Annotated in this window: 14 protein-coding genes; 10 read left to right on the top strand and 4 right to left on the bottom strand. The window is 55.2% G+C overall.

The features are described from left to right. Positions 1–7 precede the first annotated feature (7 nt). Complete coding sequence (locus K5E40_RS03285) at positions 8–223, top strand: hypothetical protein (RefSeq protein ID WP_260455516.1); 216 nt, start codon at positions 8–10, stop codon at positions 221–223. 49 nt (positions 224–272) lie between these two features. Next, positions 273–509: a DUF2789 domain-containing protein gene (locus K5E40_RS03280; protein ID WP_221729602.1), complete on the top strand. Its 237-nt coding sequence runs from the start codon at positions 273–275 to the stop codon at positions 507–509. A 6-nt stretch (positions 510–515) separates the two neighbouring features. On the opposite strand, the gene K5E40_RS03275 is transcribed toward K5E40_RS03280, so the two are convergent. From K5E40_RS03275 to K5E40_RS03265, 3 genes are all read right to left on the bottom strand, one after another. Further along, positions 516–719, bottom strand: a complete 204-nt coding sequence (locus K5E40_RS03275) for a hypothetical protein (RefSeq protein WP_221729601.1) — start codon at positions 717–719, stop codon at positions 516–518. A 113-nt stretch (positions 720–832) separates the two neighbouring features. Continuing rightward, positions 833–2,056, bottom strand: a complete 1,224-nt coding sequence (locus K5E40_RS03270) for a methyl-accepting chemotaxis protein (RefSeq protein ID WP_409339126.1) — start codon at positions 2,054–2,056, stop codon at positions 833–835. A gap of 598 nt (positions 2,057–2,654) precedes the next feature. Next, positions 2,655–3,059 carry a TraR/DksA C4-type zinc finger protein gene (locus K5E40_RS03265; protein ID WP_221729599.1) on the bottom strand — a complete coding sequence of 135 codons (405 nt, stop codon included), beginning with the start codon at positions 3,057–3,059 and terminating at the stop codon, positions 2,655–2,657. Positions 3,060–3,564: 505 nt separating this feature from the next. On the opposite strand from K5E40_RS03265, the gene K5E40_RS03260 reads away from it, so the two are divergent. After that, entirely contained in the window at positions 3,565–4,170 is a 606-nt protein-coding gene (locus K5E40_RS03260; RefSeq protein WP_221729598.1) for a glutathione S-transferase, read from the top strand. Positions 4,171–4,172: 2 nt separating this feature from the next. Further along, on the top strand, positions 4,173–5,279 hold the full coding sequence (locus tag K5E40_RS03255; RefSeq protein ID WP_221729597.1) for a DNA alkylation repair protein: 1,107 nt from the start codon (positions 4,173–4,175) through the stop codon (positions 5,277–5,279). A gap of 425 nt (positions 5,280–5,704) precedes the next feature. Here K5E40_RS03255 and K5E40_RS03250 read toward each other — a convergent pair whose 3' ends face one another. Beyond that, positions 5,705–6,637, bottom strand: coding sequence for a LysR family transcriptional regulator (locus K5E40_RS03250; protein ID WP_221729596.1), 933 nt, complete (start codon positions 6,635–6,637; stop codon positions 5,705–5,707). A 190-nt stretch (positions 6,638–6,827) separates the two neighbouring features. On the opposite strand from K5E40_RS03250, the gene K5E40_RS03245 reads away from it, so the two are divergent. From K5E40_RS03245 to K5E40_RS03220, 6 genes are all read left to right on the top strand, one after another. Then, complete coding sequence (locus K5E40_RS03245; RefSeq protein ID WP_311775937.1) at positions 6,828–7,832, top strand: TauD/TfdA family dioxygenase; 1,005 nt, start codon at positions 6,828–6,830, stop codon at positions 7,830–7,832. A 3-nt stretch (positions 7,833–7,835) separates the two neighbouring features. Next, positions 7,836–8,594 (top strand): TSUP family transporter, encoded by a 759-nt coding sequence (locus K5E40_RS03240; protein ID WP_221729594.1) that lies wholly within the window; start codon positions 7,836–7,838, stop codon positions 8,592–8,594. 16 nt (positions 8,595–8,610) lie between these two features. Continuing rightward, positions 8,611–9,090: a YbaK/prolyl-tRNA synthetase associated domain-containing protein gene (locus K5E40_RS03235; RefSeq protein WP_221729593.1), complete on the top strand. Its 480-nt coding sequence runs from the start codon at positions 8,611–8,613 to the stop codon at positions 9,088–9,090. 242 nt (positions 9,091–9,332) lie between these two features. Further along, positions 9,333–10,202: a GyrI-like domain-containing protein gene (locus K5E40_RS03230; RefSeq protein ID WP_221729592.1), complete on the top strand. Its 870-nt coding sequence runs from the start codon at positions 9,333–9,335 to the stop codon at positions 10,200–10,202. A gap of 298 nt (positions 10,203–10,500) precedes the next feature. Beyond that, positions 10,501–11,874 (top strand): ATP-binding protein, encoded by a 1,374-nt coding sequence (locus tag K5E40_RS34875; protein ID WP_260455500.1) that lies wholly within the window; start codon positions 10,501–10,503, stop codon positions 11,872–11,874. Then, positions 11,861–12,496, top strand: a complete 636-nt coding sequence (locus K5E40_RS03220; RefSeq protein ID WP_221729591.1) for an HNH endonuclease — start codon at positions 11,861–11,863, stop codon at positions 12,494–12,496. The genes K5E40_RS34875 and K5E40_RS03220 overlap by 14 nt, the downstream gene beginning before the upstream one ends. Positions 12,497–12,950 lie beyond the last annotated feature (454 nt).

The raw sequence follows: 12,950 nt of genomic DNA, 5'->3' as shown, positions 1-12,950 counted from the left end.
CCTGATCATGCATGTCGCCGCGATGAACGATCTGCCGGAACACGCACAAAACGATCATGCTCCGCGCTTTCAAGTGGTGCCAGCGGGCAACGCCTTTTTCCACATCAAGGAAAAATCCACCGGACGCGTAAGAGGTTTCCGCGAAGATCACAATGAAGCCTGCGCCCTCGCCCGCTCACTCGAAATGCAAATCGAACTCCTGGCCAACGACTGCCTCAGATAAAGGGAGTGATCGACTGCGCCATCCCGGCGCCAATCAGAAGGAGTACATGATGGACTTGCCGACCTATGATCTGAAAACCCTGTTCGATCAACTGGGACTGCCCTCAGAAGGCACAGCAATCGACGATTTCATCGAAGCCCATCCACTGGACGCCGAAACCAAGCTGATCGACGCCGATTTCTGGACGCCATCACAAGCACAACTGCTCAAGGAATGGTTACGCAACGACGGCGAAGAGGCCGTTGTGGTCGACGAGCTCAACGTACGTTTGCACGACGGCAAATAACCCTGATCAATGCAGGCTGTCGCCAGGCTCGGCCTCCAACTGCGCGAGCCACGCAGCCCTGCACTCCTCGGCCTCATCGCGGCTGGCAAACGCGGTGCCGCGTCGCTCACCGTCAAGCAACACCACCCAGCAAACGCTTTGGCCCATCGCACGCAACGCGGCGGGCACGCCACTGCCGATCATCACGGCGACATCAATTCTGCATTGCATGCAGGCCTCCCGACTTCATTAGCAACCTAACTAAGTCGGCATGTTAATGATTTCACTGCGCAGGAAACAGCAACGCCTGTGCACAGATTCATTGCATCAATCGCAACAATCAGTCAGCGCGGACTTTCCGGTTTATAGCCCAAACGCAAACCGCCCCAATGCCGCCCCTTGATCATGATCGGCACCGACAAGTCGTGCATCAGTTCACCAGTGTCCCGCGTATAGGTTTGCAGCAACACCGGTTGCTGATGGCTGCCGCAGCGTATCCCGGTGCGGTCGGCAAACTTGCGTTTGGTGCGATTATTCACCGCATCAACCTGTGCATCCCCGGTCAACGGCTGACTGAACGCCTGATTGTGTGTCGGCACATAACCCTGCTGCGTGCAGGCGATGGCAAACACCAGCCCTTCATGACGCGGCAGTAATGGCTCCTGAATCGCTGGCAGCACCTGATCGGTATAACGGTCGAATCGGGTCTGATACTTGGCCGGTTGAGTATTCGCAATCGCCTGATACTGACGGTCGAAAAGATCCTCAAGACTGATCCGGCCCTGCTCGACGTCCGCCTCGAACCGCACCGCAATCTGGCTCGCCCCTTCACGCGCCAGGTCATAAATACGCTGGTGATAATCATCCAGGCCGACTTCGGCCAGACGCTCGCTGATGGTTTCCGCCTGCCCTTCCATCTGCACTGCCGCTTCGGCGAGGCGACGGGTCTGTTGATCGCTGATCGCCAGATCGCTGCGCATCTGCTCGATGGCCTTGAACAGACTGTCGAGCTGCTCTCGATTGGTCTCTGCGCCGCGTGCAATCTCACAGACCTGACTTTCCACTCCCGCCGCCAAGCGTGCGATATTTTCCAGATGCTGGCCGGTATGCTCGACCTGCTCGACGCCGGTGTGCAGATCACTCGACAGTTCGCGGATCTGCTCCACCACCTGAGCGGTACGTTGCTGAATGTCCGCGACCATCTCGCCGACTTCGCCCGTCGCCGACGCCGTGCGCGCCGCCAGCCCACGCACCTCATCCGCCACGACCGCGAAACCGCGACCATGCTCGCCCGCCCGCGCCGCCTCAATCGCCGCGTTCAACGCCAACAGATTGGTCTGGCTGGCAATCGACTGAATCACCAACGTCACCCGCTGAATATCATCGCTGCGCAGGCTCAAGGCCTCGATCAATTCACGACTGGCGTTGGCGCGCTGACTGAGCTGATGCATGCGCGAAATCGAGTCGACCAATTCGGTTCGCCCCGCCGCACTGCTGTGATGCGCCTCGCTGGCCGCCGCCAGCGCTTCGCGGCTGAGCTGCGAAGTGGCGTGTTCTGTGGCGATCATCACCTCAGCATTGCTGACAATCCGCGCCGCCGCATCGAGTTGCGATTCCAGTTTGCTCGCCAACTCCTTGACCGAAAACGCCACGCCGGCTGCCGACAAGGCGTTATGGCTGGTGGTGTAGGAAAGATCGCGGGTCAGTTCGGAAATGGCGCTGCCGGTGTCGGCAGGCAGTGCAGCGGGGACGGCTCGGACGCGCAGGCGCGGCAGCCAGACAATCAGTACCGCCAGCGGCATGCCGACGTAAAGCGACCCTCCACCCAAGGTCATACCGGCGAGCAACAACATCAGGGCGATGCTTTGCAAGGTCGGTGCGATCCAGCGGTTCTTCGGCAAAAGCACTGGTGCAGGCAAAGCCCCAACCAGAGATCCATCTCTCGTCATATCAACACCCCACGCTTGTTCTCATTATTGTGACTGCATTAAACGCCACTACAACGCCATTATCTATGGTCCGTTAGTCGTGGGGTCTGCAGCAGGTCAATGGAACGGCAGGGAAATAGGGCGGACGATAAAAAGCTTCGCGGGCAAGCCCGCTCCCACAGGTTCAATGCATAACCTTGTGGGGGCGGGCTTGCCCGCGATGGCAGCGCCTAAGAAATCAGGCCTGACGCTGGTGCTTGTCGATCTGCTCGTGACGTTCTTGAGCTTCGATGCAGTATTTGGTAGTCGGACTGATCAGCAGGCGTTTCAGACCGATGGCCTCGCCGCTGTCGTCGCACCAGCCAAAGCTGTCTTCCTTGATACGCTCAAGGGCTTGTTCCAGTTGAGGCAGCATGCGCTGGTCGCGATCAATCGCGTTTACCAGCCAAGTGCGCTCTTCTTCAACCGAAGCCGCGTCCGCCGGGTCGGCCGGGGTGTCCAGGCTTTCGATAGCGATACGGTTTTGCTCAATGCGCTCATGGGTTTCGACTTTCATGTTCTGCAACAGCTCACTGAAGAAAGCGTGTTGCTCTTCATTCATGTAGTCATCTGCCGGCATGGCCAGCAACTTGTCCTTTGTCATTGATATCTCTATAAAAAAACGTGCATTAAGGCGAATTAGGGAGCGTTCCGGCGAACCGTGTCCGGTCGACGAAAAGGCATCGTTTATTGCAAACGCCACCCGGCACTCAATTTACGAGGGGCGGCAGTCTAAGGCCCGATTGAGGCCTCAGCAACTGTAAATACAGGGAATTTGTCCGACAACGCCCGGAATCTGCACTCACACAGGCTTCACAACGGTCATCGGAGTGCGTTTATAGCAAGAAATTCAGTCGAGCGGCTGTATATAGAAGACAAACGGCTATCGACGACCTGCGACCAAAGGCTATCGGCAGGCCAGAGCTTTTATTCAGAGCGACCTTGAGACCGCGCACAGCCCGCATTCGCCCGGGTTTGCAGATCGCCACCATTCCGCCGGAATTGAATGTCGAATGAATTCACGAACAAGCCATTTTCGACGCCTGACATTTCCCTCAGGCTCGGCTAGGTTATGCCTACCCCACCGGCTCGACTTGAAGGAACGCGTCATGAAATTGATCGGTATGCTCGACTCCCCTTACGTGCGCCGCGTGGCGATCTCCGCCAAACGCTTAGGGATTGACCTCGAACACGAGTCAGTCTCGGTGTTCCGCCACTTCGAGCAATTCCAGCAGATCAACCCGGTGGTCAAGGCACCCTCTCTGATCCTCGATGACGGTGTCGTCCTCATGGACTCGACCCTCATCCTCGATTACCTCGAAACCGCCGCCGACAAAAGCCTGCTGCCCTCCGACCTCAAGCAACGCGCCCACGCCCTGCGCCTGATCGGTCTCAGCCTCGCCGCCTGCGAAAAAGCCGTGCAACTCTATTACGAACGCAACCTGCGCCCGGCCGACATTCAATACCAACCGTGGGTCGAACGCGTCGAAAGCCAACTCGCCGCCGCTTTCACCGCCCTGGAACACGAACTCGAAAAACACGGCCTGCCCACCGACGGCACTCTGACCCAGGCCGGCATCAGCCTCGCCGTCGCCTGGAGCTTCACCGACCTCGTCGTCCCCGACCAAATAGATGTGGCGCGCTATCCGCACATTGCCCGATACACCGCCTACGCTGAAACGCTTGAAGCGTTCGTCAGCACGCCGATGACCTGACCATGAGCGCGACCGAAACCGCTGCACCAGCCCTCAAGGAAATCTTCAACGCCGAACGCCTGAAACACATCGCCACCGAAATGAGCGCTGTGTACCCGGCATTCAAAACCAAAACATTCCTTAAACATGCCAACGACGGCCTCGCCGACCTCTCAGTCATGCAACGCATGGCCCGCGTCAGCGAAAGCCTGCACGCCGTGCTGCCACTGGACTACGAAGATTCCCTCGAAGTCCTGCGCGAACTCGCCCCACGGCTGAACAGCGGATTCGTCAGCATGTGCCTGCCGCACTACGTCGCCACCTACGGCGCTCACGCATTCGATACCTCCATGCAAGCCCTGAAATACTTCACCACCTTCGGCTCCTCCGAATTCGCCATCCGCCACTTTCTGCGCAGCGACCTGGAGCGCACGCTGGAACTCATGCACGACTGGACCCAGAGCGAAAACCACCACGTCCGCCGGTTGGCCAGCGAAGGCAGCCGCCCTCGCCTGCCCTGGTCGTTCAGGCTGGAAGCGGTGCAGGCTGATCCGCAATTGGCCGCCGGGATACTGGATCGGTTGAAAGCGGATGAGAGCTTGTACGTGCGCAAATCCGTGGCGAATCACTTGAATGACGTGACCAAGGAACATCCAGAGTGGGTGCTGGATGTGATTGAAGGGTGGTCACTGGCAAACAAACACACGGCGTGGATTGCCAAGCATGCGTTGCGTAGCTTGATCAAGCAGGGGAATTTGCGGGCGCTGACAGTGATTGGTGCGGGTGCGAAGCCTGAGGTTGAGTTGCTGGATGTGAAGATCGAGCCGGCAGTAGTGCGGCTGGGGGAAGCGATTACGTTGTCGTTTACGGTGAAGTCCACGGTGCTGGAAGAGCAGCGGTTGGTGATTGATTATGCGATTGACTATGTGAAGGCGAATGGCGGGGTTTCGGCTAAGGTTTTTAAGTTGAAGACGTTGGTATTGGCGGGGTTTGAGAGTGTGGTTGTGGGGCGCAGACAGGTGATGAAGGATTTTACGACGCGCAAGCATTTCGCTGGGGTGCATGCGGTTCGGGTGATGGTTAATGGGGAGGTGTTGGCAACTACCGCGTTCAACATCATCGCGGGATGACGCCTCAAAAGGATTCAGTGGATCTGACAAAGGTTGAACAGGTTTGAAATGACGGGCAGATATCGACCAAGCGCTCATGATGTGTTCCGGTAAACATCAAAAATCCAGTGTGCTCGCGATGAGGCCAGCGCTTCCATTGATGTTGGCTGACACTACGCCATCGCGAGCAGGCTCGCTCCCACAGGGGGCATGGGTGTTTGGGCAATGGCGCTCCGTCAGGGACTGCACCGACATGGGCGCGGCGTTTGCCTGCGTTTGACCCGTTGCCGGCATCGATAGTCACACTCGCGCCAATGAAGTTCTCATACAAAACCCTCGGCGTAGCATCTTGTCGATGCTCGTCTGCGGTAGCCGAGGGTGGGTTTGAGCGTGTCAGCGTCTGATCAACGGCAGAGTGAGCGGACAGGGCTGAACGACGCGTAACCTCATATCAGTGCTGAGCCACGCTTACATTCGAGGCTTTCACCCAAGCCACGGATCATCTCCATCAATGCCTTCACCCGCAGCGGCAAATTTCCGGCCGGGTACACCGCGTGCATCTGTGGGCTCTCACCGCTGCTGGAGGTGAGTTTGTACTCAGGACAAACCCGCAGCAGGCGCCCCGCTTCCACTTCGGGCTCCGCCATCCAATCTGCCAGGCGGGCGATCCCGACGCCCGCCAGGGCTGCCTGGAATACCGCCAGACCGGAGCTGAAACGAAATTTGGGATGAACCCGAAAGCTGATGGCCTGCTCCTCACTGCGAAAATTCCACTCCTTGAGAATCCGTGGCGCCGTGTGCAGGATCAGCGAATGCGACTCCAGTGCCTCGATGGAGTCGGGCATGCCGTTGCGCTCCAGGTAGTCGGGGCTGGCATACAGATAACGTGAGTAACTCCAGAGCGCAAAGCCGATCAATTCGCTGGATTGTGGAAACGCGCCGCGAATCGAGAAGTCCAGCTTGCTCTTGGCCGGGTCGATGATCTCATCGGTGAAAATCACATCAATGTTTACGTCTGGATAACGCTCGCAGTATTGCGCGATCAACCGGGGCAATACCCCGTTCCCGAGAAACTCGGGGGCGGAAAAACGGATCCAGCCGGAGGCCAGGCCACTGAGACCGGCCAGGTCTTCATCCACCTCACGTTGCAGATCGAGCATTTTGTACGCGTGGGGCAATAAGCATTCACCCGCTTCGGTCAAGCTCACGGCATTGGACGAGCGATTGAACAACTTGAGCCCCACACTTTCCTCCAGGGCTTGAACGGCGCGGGTCAGTGCGCTGGGGGAGCGCCCCAGAGTCCGTGCCGCGGCGACGAAGCTGCGCTTGCGAGCCACGGTCGCGAAGGCTTCAAGTTCCCCCAACATATTCAATGCCACTGTCCACCTCATTGCATTTTTCACAACGCGGCATTGCAACACAAAAAAGGCCCTTCCGTTAACCTTCCCGTTCAACCCAAAAGGATGGGGCAAACAGGAGCGCAAGGACGTGTCGAAGCTGGATGAAGTAATCGGGAACGCCACAGCTTGTGTTGGTGAAGTCATTCATGAATGGCGGGAAAACAAATCAGTGACTTCGACCCGACGGGAGATACCGCAAATTCATCTGTCGCTCGAAGAACAACGCACACTTCAGGCCGGTCTGGCATCGCTGGACGTGACCGATAGTGCCTCGGGTATCCGCCACATGCCGGTCCTGGGGCAGTTGCTGGAAAGTGTCCTGTGCACCAAGAAAATCCAGCAGCTACGCAATTTTCCACAGGCCCCTGAAGAGGCGATGATCGTCAGAGGGCTGCCGCTGGACCCGCAACTGCCCGCCACGCCGTACGACCTGGAGCCGGGTTTCGAGAACGTGTCGACGCTGGCCGGGGCTATTTTGTCCGTGCTGCAAACTCTGCAAACCCGTCCGCTGGCGTACGAGGGTGAAAGCAGCGACACCGTGTTCCGTCACGTATCGCCCAAGCACAAGCGAGAGACTGAAAAGAGCTCCTATGGCTCGCGTGCGGATCTGGACATGCATGTCGACAACCCTCACCTGCCTTTGACCTGCGAACCCGTCTCGCAGTTGTCGGCCTGTCCGGAGTACCTGTCCCTGACCGGCCTGCGCTGCGAGCTCGACGTGCCGACGCGCATCGTCGCCATTGACGAGGTGCTGGCCATTCTGCCGGCCTGGGTCGAAGAAGAATTGTCACGGCCGAAATTCACCGTTCGCCGGCCGGCCTCCTTCGGCAAACAGGGGAATGTGCTGGAAAACGTCCCCTTGCTGTACAGAAGCGCAACCGATGGCCTGTATTGCCGCTACAACAAAGCGAGTGTCGAAACGACCTGCGCCAATGCGCAGTTTGCCCTCCAACTGTTCGCCGCCGCCGCCAATCATCCCGATGTCGTGCACCACATACTGCTGCAACCAGGCGACATGCTGATCTTCAAGAACCAGCAAACCCTGCATGCCCGGGATGGTTTTACACCCCGCTACGACGGCCGTGATCGCTGGATGTTGCGCGTCTTCGGGGTCAATGATCCGGCACGCGTGGTGCCGCTGAACCCTCATCAACCCTATATAGTCAGAGCCTGATTCATGGTCGATATTGTCATCCTTTGCGTGTTCGCCTTCGCCGCCGGCCTGATCGATGCGGCGGTGGGCGGCGGCGGACTGATCCAGATTCCCGCGCTATTCAACGTGCTACCCACCGCTCAACCGGCGGCGCTGCTGGGTACCAATAAGGTCGCGGCCGCCTGCGGCACCGCATTCGCGGCCCGGTCCTTCGTGCGCAAGGTGGTGATCAACTGGAGTCTTGTGATCCCCGCCGCCTGCGCGGCTTTTGTCATGGCCTTCTTCGGAGCCGCCACGGTGTCGTTCGTACCCCAGTCGATGATCCGGCCGGCGGTGCTGGTGTTGATCGTACTGATGGCGATCTACACCTTCTGGAAAAAAGATTTCGGCGCCCTGCACAAACCCATGCACATCGGTACCAAGGAAAAACTGCTGGCGATCATCATCGGCGGTGCCATCGGTTTCTACGATGGTCTGTTCGGTCCCGGCACTGGCAGCTTCCTGATCTTCCTGTTTATCCGCTGCTTCGCCTTCGACTTTCTCCATGCCTCGGCATCAGCCAAGTTAGTGAACATCGCGACCAACGTAGCGGCACTGATGTTCTTCATTCCGACGGGTAACGTGCTCTACCTGATCGCAATCCCCATGGCGGCATTCAACATCCTGGGCGCGCTCACCGGCACCTGGCTGGCGGTTCATAAGGGCGTGCCCTTTGTCCGGGCTCTCTTCCTGGTGTTGCTGGTGATTCTGATCAGCAAACTGTCCTACGACCTGTTCCTGTAAACCAGAGGAAAACTACATGCACCCCATGTTCGATCGCCTCGTGGCACTGCTCGATGCCCGCTCAGCCTCCTACCGGGTGTTGATGCACGATGCCGAAGGCCAGTCGGCGCGCGTCGCCGAAATCCGTGGCACCGAGCCCGGCCAAGGCGCGAAGGCCATGCTTTGCTCCCTCAAGGGTCAGGCCGGACCCTATGCACTGGTGATACTGCCGGGCGACCAGAAGCTGGACATGAAGAAAGTCGGAGCGGCCCTGGGCGGGAAAAAAGCCGAGCTGGTGAAGGCCGAAACCGCCATGGAACTGACTGGATGCCGGATCGGCGCCATCCCTCCTTTTGTTTTCGATGAGCGAATTCAATTGATCGTCGATCCAGCCTTGACTAAAGGCTACGCTGAAATAGCCTTCAACGCGGGGCGGCTGGATGCGTCGATGGTGCTCGATACGCAGGATTATCTGGCGATTGCCATGCCTCGATTGCTGGATATCAGCCAGGCCTGAGCAGACGTTTTCACATACGCTGCAAAAAAGGGGGACGGATTTATTTTCATATTTCTTAAAAAATAGATCTTAAAAATAAATCACTTACGCGCGCTCAGTGGGAGGCGTTGCGGGGGTGAAAGGGGCGCTCACTCATCTATGGATGTTCCAACCCAAAACCCGCGTTGAGCAAACCCGGCTAGGCACGCTCCAGTCGCTATAGTCGACTCTATTGCCGACCGTACTTCCAGGAGCTTGTCCCAGTGCCCGACACGCCGATCAACGTCGCTTACACAAAGCGCTTCAACGCCGTACGCGCCTACATTAATGAGAATCTCGAAGGTGATCTGTCGGTGAAGACGTTGAGCCATGTGGCGAATTTTTCGACGTTTCACTTCCATCGCCAATTCACCGCGTTCGTCGGCGTGCCGGTTTCACGTTATGTGCAACTGATGCGGCTACGACGCGCCGCCCATCGCTTGGCCGCCATAGCGGATCACTCGGTACTGGAGGCGGCACTCGGTGCCGGTTTCGACAGTCCCGAGGCATTTTGCAGGGCGTTCAAGCGAGCGGTCGGTATGACGCCGAGTGCGTTCAGGAAGGCGCCGAACTGGCAGGTCTGGCATGCGGTGTTCGCCATCCCTCACTTTTCCAGGACTATCATCATGCAAGTAAGAATCGTGGAATTCCCCAACGTCCGGGTCGCAGCGCTTGAACATTGCGGCTCCCCCGGGCTCGTCAATGAGAGCGTGAGCAGGTTCATCGAGTGGCGCATGCAGAGCGGGCAGTCGCCGGTGGCATCGAGTCGCAGCTTTGGCATTCCCTACGGCAACCCCGACACCACGCCAGCTGAAGCATTCCGCTTCGCCATTTGCGGCGAGATTCACGAGGCGGTGGAACCGAATACGTTCGGCGTGCGCGAACGGGTCATCGCAGGCGGTCGCTGCGTTGTAGTGCGGCACGTGGGGTCGCCAGACCACATCGGCGAATCGATCTATCCGATCTACCGCGATTGGCTGCCTGCCAGTGGCGAAGAACTGCGTGATCAACCACTGTTCTTCCATTACCTGAGCGTGTATCCGCAAACACCGCAAGATCAATGGCAAACGGACGTATATGTTCCGTTGCAGTAAAGGGGCGAGCTGCTTTTTGATCTTGGCTGACGGTGTCCACTCAGGAGCATAGCTTTTTGTGACGGGCGGCAATCGGCCAAAAGCGGCCAGTTGACATGACTATAAAGCTCGGGACAACTCACAGTTAGAACTGTCGCGCGTACATCGCTTGCTGCGCCTTCCCACGGATGGCCAAATGCCAGAATATTGCATGACCTTTGAGCGCTTGTGTCGTAGATTACGGGCAAGCAAGGGCGGAACCAAGCGCACTCCGCTAAGGAAGGTGTTGCATAGCGTAGGCAGACCCAAAGGAGCGTAAATGGAAAGGTTATTTTATTGTAATTCTGAGCATGGAGTGATCGACCTGGCGATCGAAGGTGATGTGCCAGAATCTCAAAATATCTTCACAGTAATTGTAGGTAAAAACGGCGTAGGAAAAAGTCGTTTGCTATCTGAAATTGCAAAGACCTGTACTCATGGCTATACCGCTTTTTCAGATTCATTGCGGCATCGAACTTCAGACAGTACACCAAAGTTAATTGCTGTATCCACCAGCCCGTTTGATAAATTCCCATCAAACAGAAGGTCAACTAGCCCGTACGATGCCAACACAAATTATAGATATGTAGGTATGCGCGGCGAAGGACCATTTGGTGTATCGAGCGCGGTATCATTATTATCATCCGCAGCCAAGGGATGGCTTGAAAAATTAGCCAGCCTGGACAACACGGCAAATCTACTTGACGTATTTAATTCGCTAAATTTTGAGCCATACGCTGAGTTTGTCTTCAAGCCAGGTTACATCGGAAAGCCATCAGTCGGCCAAGAGCAAAGAGACTTCTTCGGGAACGATATTTTGCGCGAGGTTGATGGTCTATTTCTTATGCATGACATCAGCTTAGACGAAAGATACTTTAATCAGCTATCTAACTACAACGAACTTCAACGCAACGACATCTACGATGCCATGATTGAAGTCCATCGCTTCGAAGCTTCTCGTAAAGCTGTCACTTTAGCTGTCGACTTCACCAGCGGAGAATTTTATGCAGGATCTCATTATGCTAGCGGAGGTCTTGCTAAAGCCATCCTAGTACTACTAGGTGCAGGGCTTATGCGGTTGATGGACGTCCGCTTAACGAAGAAAAATTACGGAGCAATGTCTCTCAAGCGTGCAAGCTCCGGTGAGCAGTGTTTGCTTGTAATTATGTTGGGAATCGCCGGTCATATAACTGATAACTCGATCATACTAATCGATGAGCCTGAAATTAGCCTGCATCCAAGATGGCAGGAAGAATTCATTATTATGCTAACAAGCACATTCTCATCATATAGGGGTTGCCAGTTCTTGATTGCCACACATTCACCTCAAATAATTTCGAGGCTGAATGCGGAAGGTTGTTACATAACATCACTTTCGGATCATAGAATTTACAAAGCGTCATACTTTAGTAATCGCTCAGCGGACTACCAACTGGCAGAGCTATTTGATGCCCCGGGCATTATGAATGAGTATATTGCAAGACTTGCTTTTAGTCTGCTTTCAAAAGTAAAAGCTGCCAAGCGCGTAACAAGTGATAATTCACGCGAGCTAAAACAGCTACAACACCTTGCAGAAAATGTTGACCAAAATGATCCAACAAAAGAGTTGGTGGCATCTGTAGTCAAGGTGTGTGAAATCTATGCCGATAATTAATGAGTCGATCGTATACGACGAAGAATGCTTGGCCATTATAGCCGAAAAAAAATCTGACCCTCATTTTACGCATGTCAACTGGGGGGATGATGACTTACAAGACTTGCGATCTAAAGTAAGAAATCACTACAGAAACGCCCAAAGACTAACATGCGCTTATTGTCAAGAGCGGATTGGTGTTAGAGCAGCCCACGCCGCGCCCATTGAACACATTGTGCCAAAATCACAATATTTAGCATTTATATTTGAACCAAAAAATCTTTGTGTAATATGCCCCGACTGCAACGAGTACAAAGGCAAGAATGAAGTGATGTATGAGCCAGTTATAAAGGGCCCGCGGAGAGTTAGATATCCGACGGTGTCTTCTGCATTTCAAATAGTGCATCCGCATTATGATGACTACGCAGCTCATATAATGAAGGCTAATCGTGTTTATATCGACAGAACTCCAAAAGGTCATTATACAATAGGGGTCTGCAAGCTAAATCGTTTTTTTCACTATTTCGGTGCCTGCGACGAATTCATCAATGATGCTGAGCTTGCAGAGGCTAATGACTTGTTTTTCTCAACAGGGACGGTGGACACGCATGCACTTGTTCGCGACGCTGCGGAAACCCAATGAGTTTAATGGCTCTCTACAATATTATAAATTGCTATTTGAAATTTCGGAAACGCCCAATATGAGTCTTACACAATGGCTGATGTAGCCAACTACAACCTCAACTGTGGCGGCTTCAGCCCGCAGCTCCTTGTTTTATTTACCAAACAATAATTAAAGTATCCATATGAAAATTGACAAGCTCAGAGCTTTTTACAACGAATTGATGCTGGAGTTTCTTGGCGATTGCGAGTGCGAGCTACACTACAGCTCGAACAATATCTGGACAAACATACTCACATTTAGAAGCGCAGAAACACATGAAATTCTTTCCTTAGGGAAACTCTGAAAAAGGTTTCAAAATCTGGTGAAATATCTCCCATCACATGAGCTGAACGGTTGATCCCCCCATGAAGCAGATTTCTTTCGCCGATGCCGAGTACGCAGGTAAACGTAAGCGAACCCGCCGTGAGATTTT

It is taken from the genome of Pseudomonas baetica (assembly GCF_019733355.1).
In the GTDB taxonomy this organism is placed as follows: domain Bacteria; phylum Pseudomonadota; class Gammaproteobacteria; order Pseudomonadales; family Pseudomonadaceae; genus Aquipseudomonas; species Aquipseudomonas baetica_A.
The sequence above is the reverse complement of the archived record's forward strand: the minus strand, read 5'-3'. Positions and strand labels throughout refer to the sequence as shown.

Bases quoted from the DNA above. Each gene is read 5' to 3' on its own strand.
- K5E40_RS03285 (WP_260455516.1), top strand. From the start codon at position 8: ATGCATGTCGCCGCGATGAACGATCTGCCGGAACACGCACAAAACGAT.
- K5E40_RS03280 (WP_221729602.1), top strand. From the start codon at position 273: ATGGACTTGCCGACCTATGATCTGAAAACCCTGTTCGATCAACTGGGA.
- K5E40_RS03275 (WP_221729601.1), bottom strand. From the start codon at position 719: ATGCAATGCAGAATTGATGTCGCCGTGATGATCGGCAGTGGCGTGCCC.
- K5E40_RS03270 (WP_409339126.1), bottom strand. From the start codon at position 2,056: ATGATCGCCACAGAACACGCCACTTCGCAGCTCAGCCGCGAAGCGCTG.
- K5E40_RS03265 (WP_221729599.1), bottom strand. From the start codon at position 3,059: ATGACAAAGGACAAGTTGCTGGCCATGCCGGCAGATGACTACATGAAT.
- K5E40_RS03260 (WP_221729598.1), top strand. From the start codon at position 3,565: ATGAAATTGATCGGTATGCTCGACTCCCCTTACGTGCGCCGCGTGGCG.
- K5E40_RS03255 (WP_221729597.1), top strand. From the start codon at position 4,173: ATGAGCGCGACCGAAACCGCTGCACCAGCCCTCAAGGAAATCTTCAAC.
- K5E40_RS03240 (WP_221729594.1), top strand. From the start codon at position 7,836: ATGGTCGATATTGTCATCCTTTGCGTGTTCGCCTTCGCCGCCGGCCTG.
- K5E40_RS03235 (WP_221729593.1), top strand. From the start codon at position 8,611: ATGCACCCCATGTTCGATCGCCTCGTGGCACTGCTCGATGCCCGCTCA.
- K5E40_RS34875 (WP_260455500.1), top strand. From the start codon at position 10,501: ATGGAAAGGTTATTTTATTGTAATTCTGAGCATGGAGTGATCGACCTG.
- K5E40_RS03220 (WP_221729591.1), top strand. From the start codon at position 11,861: ATGCCGATAATTAATGAGTCGATCGTATACGACGAAGAATGCTTGGCC.